This window comes from Streptomyces sp. JH34, from assembly GCF_029428875.1.
Taxonomy (GTDB): Bacteria; Actinomycetota; Actinomycetes; order Streptomycetales; family Streptomycetaceae; genus Streptomyces.
In genome coordinates, this window is record NZ_JAJSOO010000001.1 from 6409646 (window position 1) to 6431184 (window position 21539).

At 71.7% G+C, this 21539-nt stretch carries 19 protein-coding genes; 10 read left to right on the forward strand and 9 right to left on the reverse strand.

The window, feature by feature from the left end; genetic code table 11:
• The first annotated feature begins 19 nt into the window (after positions 1-19).
• On the forward strand, positions 20-925 hold the full coding sequence (locus LWJ43_RS28870; RefSeq protein WP_277335106.1) for a Gfo/Idh/MocA family protein: 906 nt from the start codon (positions 20-22) through the stop codon (positions 923-925).
• On the opposite strand, the gene lnt is transcribed toward LWJ43_RS28870, so the two are convergent.
• Positions 897-2480 carry an apolipoprotein N-acyltransferase gene (lnt, locus tag LWJ43_RS28875; RefSeq protein ID WP_277335107.1) on the reverse strand — a complete coding sequence of 528 codons (1584 nt, stop codon included), beginning with the start codon at positions 2478-2480 and terminating at the stop codon, positions 897-899. The genes LWJ43_RS28870 and lnt overlap by 29 nt on opposite strands.
• A gap of 144 nt (positions 2481-2624) precedes the next feature.
• Positions 2625-3488, reverse strand: coding sequence for a universal stress protein (locus LWJ43_RS28880; RefSeq protein ID WP_277335108.1), 864 nt, complete (start codon positions 3486-3488; stop codon positions 2625-2627).
• Positions 3489-3705: 217 nt separating this feature from the next.
• Here LWJ43_RS28880 and LWJ43_RS28885 point away from each other — a divergent pair, with 217 nt between their 5' ends.
• Positions 3706-7851, forward strand: coding sequence for a bifunctional nitrate reductase/sulfite reductase flavoprotein subunit alpha (locus LWJ43_RS28885; RefSeq protein ID WP_277335109.1), 4146 nt, complete (start codon positions 3706-3708; stop codon positions 7849-7851).
• Here the strand turns inward: LWJ43_RS28885 and LWJ43_RS33140 are convergent.
• Positions 7805-8350: an SGNH/GDSL hydrolase family protein gene (locus tag LWJ43_RS33140; protein WP_462100960.1), complete on the reverse strand. Its 546-nt coding sequence runs from the start codon at positions 8348-8350 to the stop codon at positions 7805-7807. The two genes, LWJ43_RS28885 and LWJ43_RS33140, sit on opposite strands and share 47 nt — an antisense overlap.
• Positions 8351-8367: 17 nt before the next feature.
• Between LWJ43_RS33140 and LWJ43_RS28890 the strand changes: the two genes are divergently transcribed.
• A complete protein-coding gene (locus tag LWJ43_RS28890; RefSeq protein ID WP_346772002.1) occupies positions 8368-9039 on the forward strand; it encodes a Fic family protein in 672 nt (223 codons plus the stop codon).
• Between the two features lie 297 nt (positions 9040-9336).
• Here LWJ43_RS28890 and LWJ43_RS28895 read toward each other — a convergent pair whose 3' ends face one another.
• The 3 genes from LWJ43_RS28895 to LWJ43_RS28905 all read right to left on the reverse strand — a co-directional run bounded on the left by LWJ43_RS28895 (position 9337) and on the right by LWJ43_RS28905 (position 12135).
• A complete protein-coding gene (locus tag LWJ43_RS28895; RefSeq protein WP_277335110.1) occupies positions 9337-10209 on the reverse strand; it encodes an undecaprenyl-diphosphate phosphatase in 873 nt (290 codons plus the stop codon).
• Positions 10210-10380: 171 nt separating this feature from the next.
• A complete protein-coding gene (locus tag LWJ43_RS28900; protein WP_277335111.1) occupies positions 10381-11124 on the reverse strand; it encodes a TVP38/TMEM64 family protein in 744 nt (247 codons plus the stop codon).
• A 495-nt stretch (positions 11125-11619) separates the two neighbouring features.
• Complete coding sequence (locus tag LWJ43_RS28905; RefSeq protein ID WP_277335112.1) at positions 11620-12135, reverse strand: hypothetical protein; 516 nt, start codon at positions 12133-12135, stop codon at positions 11620-11622.
• 396 nt (positions 12136-12531) lie between these two features.
• On the opposite strand from LWJ43_RS28905, the gene tuf reads away from it, so the two are divergent.
• The 3 genes from tuf to LWJ43_RS28920 all read left to right on the forward strand — a co-directional run bounded on the left by tuf (position 12532) and on the right by LWJ43_RS28920 (position 15508).
• Positions 12532-13701 (forward strand): elongation factor Tu, encoded by a 1170-nt coding sequence (tuf, locus tag LWJ43_RS28910; protein WP_277335113.1) that lies wholly within the window; start codon positions 12532-12534, stop codon positions 13699-13701.
• A 69-nt stretch (positions 13702-13770) separates the two neighbouring features.
• Positions 13771-14622 (forward strand): patatin-like phospholipase family protein, encoded by an 852-nt coding sequence (locus LWJ43_RS28915; protein ID WP_277335114.1) that lies wholly within the window; start codon positions 13771-13773, stop codon positions 14620-14622.
• A 40-nt stretch (positions 14623-14662) separates the two neighbouring features.
• Positions 14663-15508: a spermidine synthase gene (locus LWJ43_RS28920; RefSeq protein WP_277335115.1), complete on the forward strand. Its 846-nt coding sequence runs from the start codon at positions 14663-14665 to the stop codon at positions 15506-15508.
• Here LWJ43_RS28920 and LWJ43_RS28925 read toward each other — a convergent pair.
• Positions 15470-16780, reverse strand: a complete 1311-nt coding sequence (locus LWJ43_RS28925; RefSeq protein WP_277335116.1) for an MFS transporter — start codon at positions 16778-16780, stop codon at positions 15470-15472. The genes LWJ43_RS28920 and LWJ43_RS28925 overlap by 39 nt on opposite strands.
• Before the next feature lie 67 nt (positions 16781-16847).
• Positions 16848-17885: a hypothetical protein gene (locus LWJ43_RS28930; protein ID WP_277335117.1), complete on the reverse strand. Its 1038-nt coding sequence runs from the start codon at positions 17883-17885 to the stop codon at positions 16848-16850.
• Positions 17886-17994: 109 nt separating this feature from the next.
• Between LWJ43_RS28930 and LWJ43_RS28935 the strand changes: the two genes are divergently transcribed.
• Both LWJ43_RS28935 and LWJ43_RS28940 read left to right on the forward strand, forming a co-directional pair.
• A complete protein-coding gene (locus LWJ43_RS28935) occupies positions 17995-18432 on the forward strand; it encodes a DUF4442 domain-containing protein (RefSeq protein WP_277336020.1) in 438 nt (145 codons plus the stop codon).
• A gap of 128 nt (positions 18433-18560) precedes the next feature.
• Positions 18561-19217, forward strand: coding sequence for a DedA family protein (locus LWJ43_RS28940; protein ID WP_277335118.1), 657 nt, complete (start codon positions 18561-18563; stop codon positions 19215-19217).
• Between the two features lie 42 nt (positions 19218-19259).
• Here LWJ43_RS28940 and LWJ43_RS28945 read toward each other — a convergent pair whose 3' ends face one another.
• Positions 19260-19793, reverse strand: coding sequence for a gamma carbonic anhydrase family protein (locus LWJ43_RS28945; RefSeq protein ID WP_277335119.1), 534 nt, complete (start codon positions 19791-19793; stop codon positions 19260-19262).
• Positions 19794-19940: 147 nt separating this feature from the next.
• On the opposite strand from LWJ43_RS28945, the gene LWJ43_RS28950 reads away from it, so the two are divergent.
• Together LWJ43_RS28950 and LWJ43_RS28955 are read left to right on the forward strand one after the other, a co-directional pair.
• Positions 19941-20690: an acyltransferase gene (locus LWJ43_RS28950; protein WP_277336021.1), complete on the forward strand. Its 750-nt coding sequence runs from the start codon at positions 19941-19943 to the stop codon at positions 20688-20690.
• A gap of 200 nt (positions 20691-20890) precedes the next feature.
• A complete protein-coding gene (locus tag LWJ43_RS28955; protein ID WP_277335120.1) occupies positions 20891-21475 on the forward strand; it encodes a helix-turn-helix domain-containing protein in 585 nt (194 codons plus the stop codon).
• Positions 21476-21539: the final 64 nt, after the last annotated feature.

Sequence of the window (21539 nt, forward strand, 5' to 3'; positions counted from 1 at the left end):
AGGCGACAGGGAGAACCTCGTGAAGGTCGGCTGCATCGGGCTCGGCGACATCGCGCAGAAGGCGTACCTGCCGGTACTCACGACCCTGCCGGGCGTCGAACTGCATCTGCAGACCCGCACCGCGGCCACCCTCGCGGCGGTGGCCGGGGCACACCGGATCCCCGCGGCGCAGTGCCACGAGGACCTCGGCTCGCTCCTGGCCCAGGGGCTCGACGCCGCCTTCGTGCACGCTCCGACCGCCGCGCACGCGGAGATCACCGGCCGGCTGCTCGAAGCGGGCGTCCCCACCTACGTGGACAAGCCCCTCGCCTACGAACTCGCCGACTCCGAGCGGCTGGTGGCCCTCGCCGAGGAGCGCGGCGTCTCGCTCGCAGTCGGGTTCAACCGCCGGCTCGCCCCGTCCTACGCGCAGTGTGCCGAGCACCCGCGCGAGCTGATCCTCCTGCAGAAGAACCGGGTGGGACTGCCCGAGGACCCGCGCACCATGGTGCTCGACGACTTCATCCACGTCATCGACACCCTGCGCTTCCTGGTCCCCGGGCCTGTGTCGAGCGTGGTCGTGCGGGCGCGGATCGCCGAAGGGCTCATGCACCACGTGGTGCTCCAGCTGTCCGGCGACGGATTCACCGCGATCGGCATGATGAACCGGCTCAACGGATCGACGGAGGAGATCCTCGAGGTCTCCGGGCAGGACACGAAGCGGCAGGTACTCAACCTCGCGGACGTCGTCGACCACAAGGGACAGCCCACCCTGCGGCGGCGCGGCGACTGGGTGCCCGTCGCACGTCAGCGCGGGATCGAACAGAGCGTCCTGTCCTTCCTGGACGCGGTGCGCTCCGGGGAACTGCTCAGTGCGCGGGACGCCCTGGAGACCCATCGCCTGTGCGAGCGGGTGATCAGGGACGCCTCGGAGCAGGCGTCCTGAGGGACCGCAGACCCAGCGCACCGAAGAAGACGGCCAGCACCGCCAGAGCGCCGTACACCGGCCAGGCGCCCAGCCGGACGAACAGGGTGGTGCCCCGTGCCAACGGCACGTCGTACACGGCAGCCTCGCTCGCGCCGGTGCCGAGTACGGGTCCCACCCGTTCGCCCAGCGGTCCGTACACCGCGCTCACGCCCGTGAGCGTGGCGTGCGCCATCGGACGGCCCGTCTCCGCCGCCCTCAGCGCACCGAGCGAGGCGTGCTGCGCGGGGGCCCAACTGTGCTGGAACGTCGAGGTGGACGACTGGGCTACCAGCAGCTGGGCCCCGTCCTTCGCCAGCTGCCGGCTCATGTCCGGGAACGCCGACTCGAAGCACACCAGCGGGCCCACCCGCAGCCCGTCCGGCAGGTCCATCACCACGGGGCCGCTGCCCCTCAGGCGGTCCTCGCCCGCCGCCTTGCCCACCGAGGTCGCCCAGCCCAGCAGCGCGCGGGCCGGGACGTACTCACCGAACGGCACCAGGCGCATCTTGTCGTAGCGGTCCCCGGTCGGACCCTGCGGGCCCACCAGGACCGCGGACTTGTAGATTCCGGTGCGGCCGGGGCGGTCGTCCGTCCGCCGGGCGTCCATGTTGACCAGCACGTCGGCCCCGACCAGACGCGACAGCGCCGTGACCCGGTCCGCCGTTCCCGGGCTCCGCGACAGGTCGACGCCCACACTGCTCTCCCCCCACAGCACCAGGTCCACGTCCCGGCCCGCGAGACCCCGGGTGAGTTCCTCGCTGCGGGTGAACCGGCGCTCGACACTGCCGGGGCCCTCGACCACGCCCGGCTGCACGACGGCGACGCGGACGGAGCCGGTCTCCTCCGGCCGCGGCGCCCAGATCACCGTCGCCCCCACGCCGACCGCGACCGAGGCCAGACAGGCGGTCGCGGCCCTGCGCGCCGTCGGCACGGCCGGCAGCAGCACGATCGTGGTGTTCACGGCCACGACACCCAGACTGACCAGCCACACCCCTCCCACGGAGGCGACCCGCAGCGCGGGCGCCACCTGCCACTGGCTGGCGCCCAGCAGACCCCAGGGGCCGCCGAGCCCCTCCCAGGACCGGACCAGTTCGATCATCAGCCACCCGGAGGGCACCACGGCCACGGCGGCCACCGCGCGGCGCACGGACGGTGAGCCACCGAGCAGCCGCGCCACGAGCAGACCCCAGGGAGCCCAGAGCAGTCCCAGCAGAGCGGCGAGGACCACGATGAACACATGGAGACTCGGCATGAGCCAGTGGTGCACGGCGAGCATGAAGCCCATGCCGCCGAGCCACCCGTCGGCCGCCGCACGGCGTCCCGTGTCCGCCGACCGGATCAGCAGCAGCCAGGGCACCAGGGCGACGTAGGCGAACCACCAGAGCGACGGCGCCGGAAAGGCCAGGGCGGGCAGGGCGCCCGCGCAGAGAGCCACGGCACCGCGGCCGGTACGCGAACGCAGCAGCCGTTCGAACGGCCGTCCGCCGCCCTTGTCCGCCCGCACGGCGGGATGCCGCCCGACCCGCATCGGCATGCGTCTCCTCCTCGCCGGTCCAGTGCCTGGTCCCAGTGTGGTGCAGAAGATCAGGAGCGCACAGGGGGCGTGCCGCAGCCGCCGGGCCGCGCCTCTCCGCCCGGTCGGGGCGTTCCGGTCCCGGGTGCGCCGTGAGGCAAGGTGTCAGCTGGGCACGACGACGACCGGACCGAGCGCGTGCGTCACCGTCGTCTGCGCGACGGGCGAGAGGCCGAGCCCGAGGGACTCACCGCCCCTGCGCCGTCCGACCACCGTCAGTGCCGCGGTGGCCGACGCCGTGACCAGGGTGCGCGACGCCGAGCCCCGGACGGGTTCACGCACGACCTCCACCGACGGGTACTTCTCGTCCCGGCCCGCCGTGAGTTCGGCGAGCGCCCGCTCCGCCGATTCCGCCGCGGCCTCGCTGTCGAAGACCGGTCCGCCGGACAGGATGGAGGAGAACATCGTCCACCCGTGCACCAGCCGCAGCCGGCCACCCGGCCTGGCGGCGGCGGCCTCGAAGGCGAAATCGAGGACCGCTCCGCTGCTCTCGTCCGCGGCGACCCCCGCCACCACGTCCAGGGAGGTGGCCGCCGGCTCGGCATCGCTCCCGTCCGTCCGGCCCGTCCGGACGACGACGACCGGACACCGCGCCATCGAGGCGGTGGCCAGGCTGTCGGATCCGGTCATCAGGGAGCGGAAACCGCCGAGCCCGCGGGACCCGACGACCACCAGCGAGGCGTCACGGCTGAGCGAGACCAGCGCCGCAGAGGGGAAGTCCAGCGGGGCCAGCGTCGAGACGGGCAGCTCGGGCGCCCGCCCGGAGACGCGCAGCACGGCCTGCGCGAGCAGTTCCCCGGCCTCCCGCAGTCCCTTCTCCTCCTCCCCGTGCCCGGCGCGCGGCCGGACGTGCACGACCAGCAGCGGCAGCCTGCGGCGCACCGCCTCGTCCACGGCCCAGTCGAGCGCCTCCCAGCTGTGCGCGGAACCGTCCACCGCTGCGATCACGGGCAGGTCGTCGGTGGTCATGCGGGCCTCCTGGGCCGTCGGAGTCTCCCGGGCGGGGCCATGATCGCCCGAACTGCGATTATGACCCGACCGCGTGCCCATGAGGTCCGCCGGGCCTCACCGGCGCACGCGGACGACTGTGCAGGCAACGTAACCACGGCCGATCGTCCGGTGTGACACCCGGGAAACGGGCGTTTCGTACCGTCGCGACATCAGCGTTCCCCAGGAAAGGCCGTCCATGACCGTGGCGAATCCACAGCCGGACACCCCCGCCCAGGTGCGGACGGTCTGCTCGTACTGCGGGGTCGGCTGCGGGATGGTCCTCGACGTCGGCAGGGGGCCCGACGGACGCCGTACGGTCCTGAAGGCCACGGGCGACAGGACGCACCCCACGAACGGCGGGCGGCTCTGCACCAAGGGAGCGACGAGCGCCGACCTGCTCGCCGCCCCCGGCCGGCTGACGACACCCCTGGTGCGGGAGGACCGCAGCCAGGAGCCCGCCCCGCTGCCCATGGAGCAGGCGGTCAAGGAGACCGCACGCCGCCTCCGCGCGATCGTGGACGAGCACGGGCCCGACGCGCTCGCCCTCTACGTCTCCGGACAGATGACGCTCGAGGCGCAGTACCTCGCCAACAAGCTGGCCAAGGGCTTCGTGCGCACGAGCTGGATCGAGTCCAACTCCCGGCTCTGCATGGCCGGTGCGGGCAGCGGCTACAAGCTCTCCCTCGGCGCCGACGGTCCGCCCGGATCGTACGAGGACTTCGAGCACGCCGACGCCTTCTTCGTGATCGGCTCGAACATGGCGGACTGCCACCCCATCCTCTTCCTCCGCCTCCTGGAGCGGGTGAAGGCCGGCGCGAAACTCATCGTGGTCGACCCGCGCCGCAACGCCACCGCCGACAAGGCCGACCTGTTCCTGCAGATACGCCCGGGAACGGACCTGGCCCTGCTCAACGGCCTGATGCACCTGCTCGTCGAGAACGGCCACACCGACCCCGAGTTCATCGCCGAGCACACCGAGGGCTGGGAGGCCATGCCCGGCTTCCTGCGGGACTACCCGCCCGCGACGGTCGCGGAGATCACCGGCATCCCGGAGGAGGACATCCGCCTCGCCGCCCGCTGGATCGGCGAGGCGGGCGAGTGGACGAGCTGCTGGACCATGGGACTCAACCAGAGCACCCACGGCACCTGGAACACCAACGCCCTGATCAATCTGCACCTGGCCACCGGAGCCATCTGCCGCCCTGGCAGCGGCCCGTTCTCGCTGACCGGCCAGCCCAATGCCATGGGCGGCCGGGAGATGGGCTACATGGGACCGGGCCTCCCGGGCCAGCGCGTCCTGCAGTCCGACGACGACCGCGCCCGCGTCGAGGAGTTGTGGGGCATCGAGCCGGGGAGCCTGCGCACGGACGCGGCGGGCGCGGGAACCATCGACATGTTCCGGCAGATGTCGGACGGCCGGATCAAAGCGGCCTGGATCATCTGCACCAACCCGGTGGCGTCCGTGGCCAACCGCCGGACCGTCATCGAGGGCCTCGAAGCGGCGGAGTTCGTCGTCACCCAGGACGTGTTCGCCGACACCGAGACGAACGCGTACGCCGACGTCGCCCTGCCCGCCGCACTGTGGGGCGAGGCCGAGGGCGTCATGGTCAACTCGGAGCGCAACCTCACCCTGGCCACGCAGGCCGCCGACCCGCCGGGCGAGGCCTGGCCGGACTGGCGGATCATCGCGCGGATCGCCTGCGAGATGGGCTACGAGGACGCCTTCGGCTACACCGACGCGGAGGAGGTCTTCGAGGAGATCAGGCGGGCCCACAACCCGAGGACGGGATACGACCTGCGCGGAGTCACCTACGAGCGGCTCCGCCGGACCCCCGTCCAGTGGCCCAGCGCCGCCCCGGACGGCCCCGACCGCAACCCGGTCCGCTACCTCAACGACGGCGTCAGCCAGACCCTGACCGTACGCCCCGACGGGGGCGTGCCCCGGCTGGCCTTCCCCACGGCGAGCGGCCGGGCCGTGTTCTTCGGCCGCCCGCACATGTCCCCGGCGGAGATGCCCGACGACGACTTCCCCTTCGTCCTCAACACCGGCCGCCTGCAGCACCAGTGGCACACCCTGACGAAGACCGGGAAGGTCGCCAAGCTCAACAGGCTGAACCCCGGCCCTTTCGTGGAGATCAACCCGCGGGACGCGGCGGCTCTGTCGATCACGGAGGGCGACCCGGTCGAGGTCGCCTCACGGCGCGGCCGGGCCGTGCTGCCGGCCGTGGTGACCGACCGGGTGCGGCCCGGGGACTGCTTCGCGCCGTTCCACTGGAACGATCTCTTCGGCGAGTACCTCAGCGTCAACGCGGTCACCAACGACGCCGTCGACCCGGTCTCCCTCCAGCCCGAGTTCAAGGTCTGTGCGGTGACGCTCGTGAAGGTCGCGGCCGTCGTACCGGCCGCCGCGCCCGTGTCCGTGGAGGCCGCGGTCCCGTCCGCCTCGGCCGCACCCGTCGCCGCCCTCGCCGGGGTGCTGGGGATCGCGGACACGGCACCGCCCGTCCTGGCCGAACACGAGCGGCGCTACCTGTCGGGGTTCGTCGCGGGGCTCGGGACCCGGCCCACCGGGACACCCGTACTGCCGGCCGGCGCGCCGTTCGAACCGGACCACGCCCTGTGGGTCAACGGCGTGCTGGCCGGCATGTTCTCCCGTGCGCCCGGCGACGCGGCCCACGGCTCGGACCCCCTGCCGAACGCTGCCGGCGCCGCGTCCGGCCGCCAGGTGGTGGTGCTCTGGGCGTCGCAGACCGGGAACGCCGAGGAGGTCGCCGCGGCGGCGGCCCGGCGGCTGACCGCGGAAGGGCGGACGGCGACCCTCCTCGGGATGGACGACAGGCCCCTGGAGAGCCTCCCGCGCGCGGCCGACCTGCTCGTCGTCACCAGCACGTTCGGCGACGGCGACGCACCTGACAACGGCTCCGGGTTCTGGGAGTCGCTCAACGCGCCCGACACGCCCCGGCTGGACGGTGTGCGCTATGCGGTACTCGCCCTCGGGGACTCCTCCTACGAAGACTTCTGCGGGCACGGAAGACGGCTCGACGAACGCTTCGGCGAGCTGGGCGCCGTCCGGCTCGTCCCTCGTACGGACTGCGAACCGGACTACGAGGAGCCGGCCGGGCAGTGGCTCGACGAGGTGTTCGCCGCACTGGGCGCCCCGCCCGGCCCCGGTCCGTCCGTCGCGGCTCCGCCGCCCGTCGTGGCCTCCGGCACGGGACGCTCCTCCCGGACGGCGTCGACCGGGCGACTCGTCGGCAACGAGCTGCTCAGCCTCCCCGGCGCCACCAAGGAGGTGCGCCGGTTCACCTTCGACACGCGGGACAGCGCCGTCCCGCTCACGTACGAGACCGGCGACGCGCTCGGCGTCGAAGCGCGCAACTGCCCCGCGCTCGTGGCGGAATGGCTCGCCGTCACCGGACTGGACCCCGCGGACCCCGTCGACGTGCCCGGAGCCGGGACCGTGCCCCTGGACGAAGCACTCCACCGGCACCTGGACATCGCCCGCATCACTCCCGGACTGCTGCGCCTGGTCGCCGACCGCACCCATGACCGCACCCTCAAAAAGCTCCTCCGACCCGACAACAAGGGCGAACTCGCCCAGTACACCTGGGGCCGGCAGGCCGTCGACGTGCTCGCGGAACACTCCGCCCGCGCCACCGCGGCCGAGTGGGCCGGGGCACTCACACGCCTGCGGCCGAGGCTCTACTCCATATCCTCCAGTCCGCTCACGGACCCCGGCCTGGTGAGTCTCACCGTCTCCGTGGTCCGGTACGAGAACCGGCGCGGGGCCGTCCGCAAGGGCGTGGCCTCCACCTTCCTCGCCGACGCGGACGCGGGCAGCCCCGTCCCCGTCTTCGTGCAGAGCGCCCCGCACTTCCGCCCGCCGGCCGACCCGGCCACACCCATGGTCATGGTCGGTCCCGGCACAGGGGTGGCCCCGTTCGTCGGATTCCTCGACGAACGCCGTGCCCTCGGCCACCGGGCGGCCAACTGGCTGTTCTTCGGCGAGCAGCGCAGGGCCACCGACTTCTACTACCGCGAGGAGCTCGACTCCCTGCGCCGCGACGGCACCCTGACCCGGCTGGACACGGCCTTCTCCCGCGACCAGCGGGCCAAGGTCTACGTCCAGGACCGGATGCGCGAACACGGCGCACAACTGTGGTCCTGGCTGCAGGAAGGCGCCCACTTCTACGTCTGCGGCGACGCCTCCCGGATGGCCAAGGACGTGGACCGGGCCCTGCGGGACATCGCCGTGGCCCACGGCGGCCTCCAGGAGGACGCCGCCACCGCCTACGTCAAGCAGCTCGCGGCGGACAAACGGTACGTCCGCGACGTGTACTGAGATCAGCTCGCCGACACGGCCGCGCTGAAGGCCGGGGGATACGCGGACGCGTGGCCCTCGGCCGTCGGGTGGACGTTCGTGCCGCTGATCCACGCGTCGCCCGTGCGGATCTCGTGCCCGGCGAAGGCCGGCCGTCCGTGAACGTGAACCCGGCGGCCTCGGCACGGCCCGAGATCGTCTCGTTCAGCAGATCGGAACCCTGATTGACCGCCGAGCGCCTGGCGGAGCTGAGCCCTCCCGGACAGAGGCCGCCCTCCTTGTAGTGGTGCGGGTAGCCGACGACGACCTCGGCGTGGGGTGCCCGCGCGCGGACGGCCGCGTAGAGGCTGTCCAGCTCGCCCGGCAGCTCGTTCACGACGTACGCCCCGGCGGTCCTCAGGGCTCTCTCGCAGGCCGACTGGGTGGAGTACTGACAGCTGAGCATGGTCGACGCGAAACCTGAGTCGTTGCCTCCGGTGCTGAGGCTGACCAGGGTGGTGTCCTCGCCGAGCTCGTCCAGGACCCGACCAGGAGCTCGTGCCCGGCCTGACGGCCGAGCTGGTGGACTGGCTCAATGACGGCGACACCGAAGCTCACGTCCTGATCCGGGCGGCGATGGCGCACTTGAACCTGGTGAAGATCCATCCATGGTCCGACGGGAACGGCCGTATGTCCCGTTCCCTGCAGACCCTGCTGATTGCCCGCGGCGGCGTTCTCGCACCGGAGTTCTCCTCGATTGAGGAGTGGCTCGGGATGCCCGGCAACACCTGGGAGTACTACAAGGTGCTCCGGGAGGTCGGCGGGCCGGTGTACTCGCCCGAACGCGACACGCTGCCCTGGATCAAGTTCAACCTGCGCGCCTACCACGAGCAGGCTCAGCGGGTGCAGCACCGGGTCGACCGCTCGAACCAGGTCTGGATCGAGCTGATGGAGCACGCAGACGCCAACGGGATCAGCGAGCGGCAAGTGACTGCCCTCCACGAGGTCGCCATGGTGGGCCGGGTGCGCCGCTCGCGCTACGAGCGGCAGGAAGCGATCAACACCCAGCAGGCAACCCGGGACCTGCAGGCCCTCACGAAGGGCGACGTGCTCACCGCGATCGGGCAGACGAAGGGACGCCACTACGTGGCCGGCCCCCGCTTCCCGCAGAACGTCATGGCGACCTCCCGCCGACCGCACCGCATCATCAACCCCTACGCCACCGCATAGCACCAGGGCAGCTGGACTCGGGCTGATCGAACTGCGGCGATGACGTCCACAAGGCGGCCCTGACCACCGTGGTCTCCTTCGACATCGGCCAGCAGCGGCCCGCCCGGATCAGCGACGACCGACGCGACTGCGAACCCGCTGCTGGGTGCGTGACTCCCCTGAGGCGCCCCCCGGAGTGTGGGCACAGGTAGCTGGACCGCTTCCCTCGGACCACTGGAAGCGGCATTCCTGATCATGGCGTGGTGCTGCAATCAGGCGCTGGGAAATGCTCGACAGCGCTACCTGTACGGGCCTGGTTCAGCCGCCGGACTCACCCGCGTGCGGGCTCAGGACACCTGCCCCCACCAGCACGAACAGCAGGATTCCGAGCAGGATTCGGTAGATCACGAATGGCATGAAGGACTTCGTGGTGATGAACTTCATGAACCAGGCGATGACGGCGTAACCGACCGCGAAGGCGATGATCGTCGCGAAGATCGTCGGGCCCCAGGAGACGTGTCCCTCGCCCGCGTCCTTCAGCTCGAACGCGCCGGATGCGAGTACCGCCGGAATCGCCAGCAGGAAGGAGTAGCGCGCCGCCGCCTCACGGGTGTACCCCATGAGCAGACCACCGCTGATCGTCGCACCCGAGCGGGAGACACCGGGGATCAGTGCCATCGCCTGGCAGAAGCCGAAGATCAGACCGTCCCTGACGCCCAGTTCCTTGAGCGACTTGCGTTCCTTGATCGCGCGGTGCTTGCCGCCGGTCTCGTCGCGGGCCGCGAGCCGGTCCGCGATGCCGAGGACGACACCCATGACGATCAGAGTCGTCGCGATCAGGCGAAGGTCGCGGAACGGGCCCTCGATCTGGTCCTTGAACGTCACGCCCAGCACACCGATGGGAATCGACCCGATGATGACGAGCCAGCCCATCTGGGCGTCGTGGTCGCTGCGCATCGAGGAATTGGTCAGCGACCGGAACCAGGCCGAGATGATCCGTGCGATGTCCTTGCGGAAGTAGATGAGGACCGCGGCCTCGGTGCCGATCTGGGTGATCGCGGTGAACGCGGCTCCCGGGTCGTGCCAGCCCGCGAAGGCCGCGGTCAGCCGCAGGTGCGCGCTGGAGGAGATCGGCAGGAACTCGGTCAGTCCCTGAACGAGGCCCAGGACGAATGATTCGAACCAGCTCATGGGGCTTAGGCCATCCCGGAGGTACTCAAGCAACGGCCGACGGACGCGAAGGCCGTCGGCAACGTGCGGATGCGGTCAGAAAGGGAGACGGGACGCCACGGTCCCGGACATCCTCTGTCGGTTGCGGGCAGCGTATCGTCTGTGGGTGAACGGACCGCCGCCTGCCCCGGGCTAGGCCGCGCCGCCTGCCTCCGGCCGGACGGTCTCCGTCCCGGCCAGCCGGTGCCGCCTGCGCCAGGCCACCACGGCCGCCGCCGCGCCGGACAGCACGATGAAGGCCATCGCCGCCAGGAACACCGGCGACGTCGGCGAGGAGGCCGAGCTCCCCGCGATGACGTACGCGGCGGTGTTCGGGATCGAGCCGATCCCGGTGGCCAGCAGGAACGGCGGGTAGCTCATGCGCGACGTCGCCGCGCAGTAGTTCGCCGCGGCGAACGGCACCCCGGGGAAGAGCCGCAGCGCCAGCATGGACCTGAATCCGTGCCGGCTCAGCAGTCCGTCCGCCGCCTTCAGGTACTTGCCGCGCAGCAGCGTCCGGAGTGCGTCCTGGCCCAGCACCCTGCCGAGCAGGAAGGAGACACCCGCGCCGAGGACGGTGCCGGCCAGCGCCGCCGCGAGACCGGCCTGGGTGCCGAACAGCGCGCCGGCGGCAAGATTGAGCAGCGGGCGTGGCACGAAGGCCACGGTGCACACGCCGTACGCGAGCCCGAACAGCATCGCCGCCGCGGAACCGGTCAGTTGAGGCGGCCAGCCGGAGGCCAGCAGCCGCTGTGGTTCGAACAGCAGCATGGTGACGGCGGCGGCCAGCAGGACCGCCACGAGCAGGGAGAACCGGGACCAGGGGGCGAGCAGCGCCCTCGTACAGCGCACTGCGAGGCCACCGGAGGGCCGTGTTGCGGGGACGGGGTCGAACATTTGGGGAGCGTAACTGAAACGTGTGTGTGATCGTCGTAATGCGCGGGCGGTCGGAGACACGTCACTCGTCGTCCGGGGTGGTGGTCTGAGCGCTCGGCGGCCCGGAGCGCCCACCGCGGAGGGGCTCGCACAGCGCGTGGGAGCCCCGCCGCCCGCCTCGAAGTGGCGGGGCTCCCAAGTGAAATGGTGTGGCACCGGTATCAGGCTGTTCGCCCCGAAGCGAGACCGATGAAGCCGTTCCAGGCTGCCGGGCTCAGAGTGAGCACCGGCCCCGCGAGGTCGTTCGAGTCCGTACGTGCACGGCTGCGGGTGCGTTCGCCACCTCGAGGCAGTCGCCCCCTCGGCACCGCTGTAACTGCTCTTGAACCAGGCCCGTTCGCGAGCAGCATCGGACCGACGCACGACCCCGTTCCGCAGGGTGAGCCGCGCTTCCCGGCTCTCGAAGCCCGGGGGCCGGGCGTCGAGCTTCGAGGCGTTGCACGGCTCTCGCGACGGTCAGAACGCCTGCAGGTACACCCGGGTCCTGTCGGCGCCCAGTACGACCACGTGGATTTCGATCCACTGGACCTTGCTCCGACGGTTGTCACCCACGCAGGGCGGGCAGACCCCGGCCCAGCGGACGCCCTTCTCGCTCCCGGGCTCGGTGAGGCCGAGATGCCCGAAGAGCTCGGAGGGGGACGGAGTGGCCTGGTTCCTGGTGCGCAAGGGCTCCTCGGAACGCAGGTCCTCCCCGATCCGTACAGCGGTCCTCTCGTCGGTGACGAAGGAGAGCAGGTGGATGTCCTCCTGCGGATTGATCTGCACGGCGCCCTTCACCTCCGTCGCGCTCTCGGGCACCGCCACCTTCATGAACGTGGCCGCTTCAGGGGCGCCCGTGCCCTTTTCCCAGTGCGGGGCGCGGCCGTCCGTCGTGCGGCGATCGTCCGCGCCGGCAGGGGAACAGGAGGTGAGCAGCAGCGCGGCCCCGAGGGCCGCGAGCAGGTGTGGTCGCAGGGCGGATCTTCGGTGCACCGGTCCTCCTTGTCGCCGTGTGAGGTCTCCCCATCATGTCGGCGGCCTCTCCGGCTCGTCCGCCGCACAGTGACTCCGGCCTGACCCCGCCGTGCCGCAGGCGACTTCCGTGCGAAAACCATTCGACGCCGCCGCGCCGCTCCGCCATGCTCAGGGGCATGTTCCGGTACGCCTTCCTCGCAGCGCAGTCCGCAGTCGCGGACACGCCGAAGGCTGCCGTGAGCCCTGCGACCGCTGTCGCGGCAGCAGCAACCGACGCAGCGTTCGCCGCTGCGGCGGCGCCCTTCGGCGGCGCCCGAAGCTGACCCTCCCCCGACAGTCCGGCGGACCCCGTAAGGGGAGGGTCGGCGGGGCCCTGGGGTCTTCTCTCTCAGCTTCGAACACCAAGGACGAGCCATGCCCAAGACGGCATACGTGCGCACCAAACCGCACCTCAACATCGGCACCATGGGCCACGTCGACCACGGCAAGACCACCCTGACCGCCGCCATCACCAAGGTGCTCAGCGACCGAGGGACCGGCACCTTCGTGCCGTTCGACCGGATCGACCGGGCCCCCGAGGAGGCCCAGCGCGGCATCACCATCAACATCGCGCACGTCGAGTACGAGACCGACACCCGGCACTACGCGCACGTCGACATGCCCGGACACGCCGACTACATCAAGAACATGGTCACCGGAGCGGCGCAGCTCGACGGAGCGATCCTCGTCGTCTCCGCGCTCGACGGCATCATGCCGCAGACCGCTGAGCACGTCCTGCTGGCCCGTCAGGTCGGCGTCGACCACATCGTCGTCGCCCTGAACAAGGCCGACGCGGGTGACCCCGAGCTCACCGACCTGGTCGAGCTGGAGGTCCGTGAGCTGCTCTCCGCGCACGGATACGGCGGGGACACCGTGCCCGTCGTACGGGTGTCGGGGCTCGGCGCGCTCCAAGGGGACCCGCGCTGGACGGCGTCCATCGAGGGGCTGCTGGACGCCGTCGACACGTACGTACCGATGCCGGTGCGCTACACCGACGCGCCGTTCCTCCTGTCCGTGGAGAACGTCCTCACCATCACCGGCCGCGGCACCGTCGTCACGGGAGCCGTGGAGCGCGGCACGGTGCGCGTCGGGGACCGTGTGTCGGTGCTCGGCGCGGACGTCGAGACCGTCGTCACCGGTCTGGAGACCTTCGGGAAGCCGATGGAGTCCGCGGAGGCCGGTGACAACGTCGCCCTGCTGCTGCGCGGGGTCGAGCGCGACCGCGTCCGCCGCGGCCACGTGGTCGCGGCGCCGGGCAGTGTGACGCCCAGCCGGCGTTTCACCGCGCGGGTGTACGTCCTGTCGGCCCGGGAAGGGGGCCGGACCACACCGGTCACCACCGGATACCGGCCGCAGTTCTACATCCGTACGGCCGACGTCGTCGGGGACGTCGACCTCGGCGAGGCGGCGGTCGCGCGGCCCGGTGACACGGTCACCATGACCGTCGAGCTCGGCCGTGACGTCCCGCTGGAGTCCGGCCTCGGCTTCGCGATCCGCGAGGGCGGCCGCACGGTCGGCGCCGGCACCGTCACCGGCCTGCTCTGACGGACCGGCGTGGCCCGCCTCCCCGACCCCGGGGAGGCGGGCCACGCCGGCTGCGGCAGACTGGGGGCCATGGCAGACACAGCTCTCGTACTGGGTGCCGGAGGCGTCACCGGCACCGCCTGGGAAAGCGGCATCCTGCACGGGCTCGCCAAGGCGGGCGTCGACCTCTCCACCGCCGATCTGATCGTCGGGAGCTCCGCCGGTGCCATCGTCGGGGCACAGCTCGCCTTCGGGCCCGCCGGCGTCGACGATCTCTACGAGCGTCAGCTCGCCGCTCCGGAGAGCGCGAACGGGCCGGTGGGCCGTCTCGGACCCGTCACCGTGCTGCGCTACGCCAGAGCCGTGCTCTCCTCCCGTACGCCGGACGACTACGGGCGCAGGCTGGGGGCCCTGGCCCGGGACAGCCGGCCCGTGGCGACCGCGGACGAGCGGCGGGAGATGATCGCGAGCCTGCTCCCCTCGTCGGAATGGCCCGAACGGAACCTGCTGGTCACGGCGGTGGACGCCGCCACGGGCGCGCTGCACACCTTCGACCGGACGGGCACGGTCGCGCTCGCCGACGCCGTCACCGCCAGCTGCGCGGTCCCCGTGGTCTGGCCCGTGGTCAGCGCGGGGGGCCGGAACTGGATCGACGGCGGAGTGCACTCCCCGGCCAACGCCCAGCTGGCCTCCGGCTACGACCGCGTCGTCGTGATCGCGCCCACCGCCACCGGGAACAAGGTGATCGCCTCTCCCCGCGCGCAGGCCGCCCTGCTGGAGGCGGCGGGTGCCAGGGTCGAGGTCATCACCCCGGACGCGCCCACCCGGAAGGCCATCGGGCGCAATCCCCTGGACCCCGCCCGGCGTGCCGCGGCGGCCCGGGCCGGCCTCGCCCAGTCCACGGACCACACCGAGGCGGTCGCCGCGCTGTGGAACGGCTGACCCGGCGGGGAGAGGGCCCGGAGCCCGTCACAATGGGGGAGTGAACGAGCAGATACCCGTCATCCGCGACACCGACTGCGGCACCGCGAGGCTGATGCCCGACGTCGACCGGGAACGGGCCTGGCTGCTCACGGTCGACGGCGCCCCGCAGTCGTACGTCGACCTCGACGAACCGGAGCACCTCGAATTCGAGTACGTACGGCGGCTCGGCCACGTGGTGGACGGGGTGGGGGCACCGGGTGCGCCGCTGGACGCCGTACACCTCGGCGGCGGCGCGCTCACGCTGCCCCGCTACCTCGCCGCCACCCGCCCGGGCTCGCGGCAGGACGTCGTCGAGGCGGACCACGGGCTCACCGAACTGGTCGGCGAGCACCTGCCGTTGCCCGGAGGGGCCGATGTCACCGTGCACGCCGCCGATGCCAGGGCGTGGATCGAGAAGGCGCCGGACAGCTCCGCCGACCTTCTGATCGGTGACGTCTTCGGCGGCTCGCGGGTACCGGCGCAGCTCACCTCCGTCGAGTACGCGCGGGCCGCCGGACGGGTCCTGCGCGGTGACGGCGTCTACGCGGCCAATCTGGCCGACGGCGCTCCGTTCACCTTCCTTCGGTCACAACTGGCCAATTTCGCGGAGGTGTTCGAGGAGCTGGCCCTCATCGCCGAACCGGCCGTCCTGCGCGGCCGGCGGTTCGGCAACGCCGTGCTGCTGGCCTCGCGCGCCCCCCTCGACATCGCACCGCTCACGCGGCTCTGCGCGGCCGACGTGTTCCCCGCGCGGGTCGAGCACGGTGCGGCGCTCACCCGGTTCATCGGCGGTGCGAAGCCGGTACGCGACAGCGAGGCCGTGGCCTCACCCGAGCCCCCCGACGGGGCTTTCGGCATCGGCTGACGTGGGGGCCGGCTCCGGCGCGCCGATCTGCTTCACGGTGCTGCGGCGCGTCAGATTCCGCACGTCGGGAACGAGCAGGACGCCCGCGGTCACCAGCACGATCAGAGCGGCACAGCCCCACAGGGCCTCGCTGCGGCCGACGAGCGTCTCCACCGGACCGGCGGCCGCCGTGGCCAGGGGCACCATCGCGACCGAGCCGAACCAGTCGTACGCCGCGACCCGCGACAGCTTCTCCTCCGGGATCTCCTGGTGGAGAGCCGTCATCCAGGAGACCCCGAACACCTCGATGGCGACTCCCGTCACGAACATCACCGCGCAGAGGCCGACCACCGGCAGCGGGATCGCGAGCCCCGCGGACGGCAGGGCCAACGGGAACACGCAGAGGGTGCCGGCCAGCAGCAGCCGCCGGGGTTTCCACCGCGTCATCAGGAGCGCCCCGCCCAGTGTGCCGACGCCGAAGGCCGCGAGGGCGAAGCCCCAGGGGCGGGCGCCTCCGAGCTCGTCCCGCGCCACCAGCGGTCCGTAGACCGCCTCCGCGGCCCCCACGACGGCCACGACCACCGAGAACTGCAGTACGACGGCCCACAGCCAGGGACGCCCCACGACCTCCTGCCAGCCCTCACGGAGATCGGCGAGCAGCCCGCCGCCCGGCAGGCGCGCGGGGATGTGACTCACGTCGAGGAAGGCCCTGAGCACACCGGCGACGGCGAACGCCGCCGCGTCGATCGCGAGCACCCAGCCCGGATCCATGGCCGCGATCATGGCGCCGCCGAGCGCCGCGCCGCCGATGGCCGCGCCGTGCATCGACATCCGGAAGAAGGCGAAGGCGCGGGCCGCCTGCTCACCGTCGACGCTGGACATCAGCATGCCCTCGGCGGCCGGGCCGAAGAAGGCCTGCCCGGTGCCGCAGAGAGCCGTCAGCAGCATCATCTGCCACAGCTCGGCGCCACCGGTCAGCACCAGCCAGGCGAAGACCGCCTGAGAGACGCAGTTCAGTGTGTTCGCGGCCACCATCACGCGGTGACGTGGCAGCCGGTCCGCGACCGCGCCGCCGATCAGCAGGAAGAGCACCAGCGGCGCCGTGCGAGCGGCGGCCACCAGTCCGACGTCACCGCTGTCGCCGCCCGACTCCAGAACCGCGAACGCCGCCGCGATCAGAGCGCCGTTGGTGCCCAGGCTCGTGATGATCGCGGCGGCGGTCAGCAGGCCGAAATTGCGGCCCGCCGGCACGGAGCGCGGGGCCGGAGAGGGGGAGGCGGGGGCGGTAGTCACCAAGGGACTATCCCTGCCGCCGCCCCATCCCGCCAAACGGGCGGTCCCGGCCGTACGCTCCTCAGGCTCAGGAAGCGGGCTCCACACCCTCCGCCAGGCGTACCGTGCTGAGGATCTTCTGGATCGTGGCGTCCGGGAGTTCGTCGTCGACGCCGGCGTTGGCGTAGAGGATCCAGGACGAGTAGTCGCCCTTGGCGTTCTTGAAGCTGAACGCGATCGACTTGCCGTCCGTGTCGCACTTGTTCTTGTTGGCCAGCCCGGTGGCGGTGGCCTTGACGACGCTGCCCGACAGACCCGACTTCGTCGTGTACTGCTCGGGCTTGCCGGTCTTGACCTTTTCCTTCGGGTCCTCCTGGGCGTAGGCGGCCCAGACCCAGTTGGCCGCCTCGTTCGTGGCTGCCTCATCCGTGTTCTTGGCGCCCTTGGCACCCTTGGTCCCGACACCGGCCAGACCGGTGTCCTCCTGCTTGCCGTCCTTGTCCGTGTCGTCGCTGCACCACTTCGTCTTGAGGTACGCGGGAGCGGAGAAGCCGACCGCCGGAGGACCCGTGGGGTCCTTCACGTCCTCGAAGCCGGAGATCACGCTGGTGCCGGAGACCTCCCAGTCGCCCGGTACGTCGAACTGCGTGCCCCACTTGGGGTTGGTCACGACCTTCCAGCCCGGGACCGTGGGCGCCGCGTCCTCGCCGCCCCGCGGGTTCGCCGCCGGCGAGGAGGCGGTGTCGGACGGCTTCGCGGACGGTGAGGAGGACGTCTTGTCGTCGGCCACGTCCGAGCCGCCCTTGTCGTCCTTTTTCATGACGACGACACCGGTGACGACGGCCGCGACGACGACGGCGGCCGCCGCGACGACGGCGACGATCGTCGTCTTCTTCTTGTCGTCCGGCTGCGGGCCGCCGGGCCCGCCGGGTACGGCGTACTGCGGCACGGTGGGCTGCTGGTACGGGTTGGGCTGCGGGTAACCCGGCTGCCCTGGCTGACCCTGCTGCTGATATCCCGGCTGCTGGTAGGGATTCGGCTGTTGGTACCCCGGCTGCTGGTACGGGTTCTGGTTCTGGTCCTGCGGGTTCTGCTCGCCCCCGGGCGGCTGCTGTCCTGGCCACATGGCCAGTAACCATAGAGGGGAGGGGCCCCCTCTGCTACGGGCGCCCCTGTGAGGGGATGGCCAAAGCCTGCTACTGACAAGTAACATCGCCGCCATGAGCACTGAAGAGATGACGGTCGGCGAGATCCTGTCCGCGAGCGTCCCGATGGTCCGGACCCTTGGCATCGAATACCTCGAGACGACCGCGGAGCGCGCCGTCCTCTCGCTCCCCGACCGCGCCGAGTACCACAACCACCTCGGCGGCCCGCACGCCGGAGCGATGTTCACGCTCGCCGAGTCGGCGAGCGGCGCGATCGTCGTCGCCGCGTTCGGCGACCAGATGACCCGGGCCGTCCCGCTGCCCGTGACGACGGAGATGGCCTTCAAGAAGGTGGCCATGGGCGGTCTCACCGCCACCGCGGTCCTGGGCCGCCCGGCGGCCGAGGTCGTCGCAGAACTGGACGAGGGGAAGCGCCCGGAGTTCCCCGTGAGCGTCGAGATCCGTCGCGCCGACGGCGCCGTCACCAGTGAGATGAGCGTGGTCTGGACACTGCGCCCGAACCGCTGACCGCCGGCCGGTCCCGCGGACCCCGGACGGGGGGCCGCGGCGACCTCCCCACCCGTCCGGCCCGGTAGGCTGCCCGCCGTGCACCCTTGTGGTGCGCGGCGGCAGATTTCTCACGGGAGGACCCGGCGATGCACGTCCAGGAGTGGCTCGAGACCGTACCCGCGGTCAGCATTTACCTCCTGGTGGGGGTGGTCATCGGACTCGAGAGCCTGGGCATCCCGCTGCCCGGTGAGATCATCCTCGTGAGCTCGGCGCTCCTGGCCTCCCAGCACGGCGACATCGACCCCGTGGTGCTCGGCGCCTGCGCGACGGCCGGAGCGATCATCGGCGACTCGATCGGTTACGCCATCGGCCGCAGGGGAGGGCGCCCGCTGCTCGCCTGGCTCGGCGGCAGGTTCCCCAAACACTTCGGGGCACCCCAGATCGCCCTTGCCGAGCGGTCGTTCGAGAAGTGGGGCATGTGGGCCGTCTTCTTCGGCCGCTTCGTCGCACTGCTCCGGATCTTCGCCGGTCCGCTGGCCGGCGTCCTGCGCATGCCGTACTGGAAGTTCCTGATCGCCAACGTGCTCGGCGGCATCCTCTGGGCCGGCGGCACCACCGCCGTCATCTACTCGGTGGGCGTCGTCGCCGAGGCATGGCTCAAGCGCTTCTCGTGGCTGGGGCTCGTGGCCGCCGTGCTGATCGGTGTGATCTCGATGCTGGTGCTGAAGAACCGCGCCAAGAAGGCTGCGGAACAGGCCGGCGTTCCGGCGCCCGAGCCGGAGGCGGTCCCCGCAGCCGACTGATCTCCGGCGGGCACCGGGTGCCCGGTGCCCGCCGGTGGGCCGTCAGCCCTCCTGGTGCGCCGAACGGTGGGCCTTCGCCAGCTCCACGTAACCGGCCGCGTTGAGGGCGATCCCCTCACGCTCCTCGGCGGTCAGCTCCCGCTTGACCTTGGCGGGCACACCGGCGACGAGGGAGCCCGGCGGCACCCGCATCCCCTGCGGTACGAGGGCCTGCGCCGCGATCAGGGAACCCGCGCCGATGTGCGCGCCGTTGAGCACGGTGGCGCCCATGCCGACCAGCACGTCGTCCTCGATGACGCAGCCGTGCAGGACGGCGTTGTGCCCGACCGAGACCCTGGCGCCCACCGTCAGCGGGAAGCCGGGGTCGGTGTGCACGCTGCAGTTGTCCTGGATGTTGCTGTCGGGGCCCAGGGCGATCGGGCCGCCGTCGCCACGCAGCACGGCGTGGTACCAGACACTCGAGCCCGCGGCCATCGACACCTCGCCGATGACGACGGAGGTCGGCGCGAGGAAGGCGTCCGGGTCGATGTCCGGCTCCTTGCCGCCGATGCCGGTGACCAATGCCTGCTCTGCCATCGCCTTCTCCTCCGGTGCGGTGTGCTGCGCCCGGCACCCCGTGCGCCGCACGAACCGTAATCGACGGTCCTCGTGTCCCGGCGGGGTGGGGTGAACATCACAGCCGTGGCGCCGGTCCGTTCCGGCCGGGCCGACTACCGTGAGCGGGTGCCGAAGAACCGGAACTTGTTCTCCTCCCTGGCCCTCCGGCGGCGTGAGGTCCTTTCCAGCGCCGTCCACCGCGTCTGGGCGTGGGCGCAGGAGGCCGGGGCGGTCACCGCGACGCACCCCGGGCGGCTGCGGTTCGGCCGCATCGGCGCCGGAACCCGGCTCGCCTTCCCCCAGGGCACGGTCTTCGGGGAGCGGTGGATCGAGCTGGGCGACCACTGCGTGATCGGCGAGCAGGTGACACTCACGGCCGGCCTGATGCCCGATCTGGATCTGGGGGCCGATCCCATCCTGACCCTGGGCAACGGTGTGGTGCTGGGCCGGGGCAGCCACGTCATCGCCGACACCTCGGTGTCGATCGGGTCGGACACCTACTGCGGTCCGTACGTCTACATCACCTCCACCAACCACAGTTACGACGATCCCGACGAGCCGGTGGGCAGGCAGTGGCCGCGCATGGAGCCCGTCGTGATCGGGCCCGGATGCTGGATCGGCACCGGAGCGGTGATCCTGCCGGGGGCGAGGCTGGGCCGGAACGTCGTGGTCGCGGCGGGAGCGGTCGTACGCGGCGAGGTCGCCGACCACGCGGTGGTGGCGGGAGCGCCCGCCAGGGTGGTGCGGAGCTGGGACCCCGAGAAGGGCTGGCAGCCGCCGCTGCGCACCCCCGCACCCGTGCCGATCCCCGACGGGGTCACGCCAGAGCAGCTGGCCGCAGTGGCTCGCCTGCTCGAGGACCCGTCCGAGAGCTGATCTCGTCGTCGGCGGTGTGCCCGACGCCGCTCGGCCTGATGCCGCTCGCCCCGTCGCCGCTCGCCCTGTCGTCGGCGGGCTCATGTCATGGGCGGGCAGCGCTGCGCCCGGTGCCTCGCAGTACAGTGCGGTGATCTGGTGGGCGCACCGCTCCGTAGTGCACTGCTTTCGATCTCGACATCCAGAATATTGGACGGAATGTGACCGACCTCGATCAGCTCACCCAGTCACTCGCGCGGAATCTCAAGCGCTGGCGAGGTGAGCGCGGTTTCACCCTGGATGCTCTCGCGGCCCGGGCGGGGGTCAGCCGCGGCATGATCATCCAGATCGAGCAGGCGCGAACGAACCCGAGCGTCGGCACCACCGTCAAACTCGCGGACGCCCTGGGTGTCAGCATCACGACACTGCTCGACTACGAACAGGGGTCCCAGGTCCGGCTCGTGCCCGGGAGCCAGGCGGTGCGCCTGTGGTCGACGGAGGCCGGCAGTTCGGCGAGGCTGCTGGTCGGCACAGAGGCCCGCGGTCCGCTCGAGCTCTGGTCCTGGCACCTGATGCCCGGCGACAGCAGCGCCTCCGACCCGCACCCCGAGGGAACGGTGGAGCTCCTCCACGTCACATCGGGTGAGCTGACGCTGGTCGTCGACGGTGAGGCCCACGCGGTGCCCGCCGGCACCTCCGCGACGTTCGAGGCCCATGTTCCTCACGTCTACCGCAACGACGGTTCCGACCCCGCCTGCCTGACGATGGCGGTGTCGATCCCTCCCGTCCGCGGAGAAGGCGGATGAGCTGTTCGCGGGCGGCCGCCCGCGAAGCGTGACGCCGCCCCGACCCCGCTCAGGCCGCCCCGAG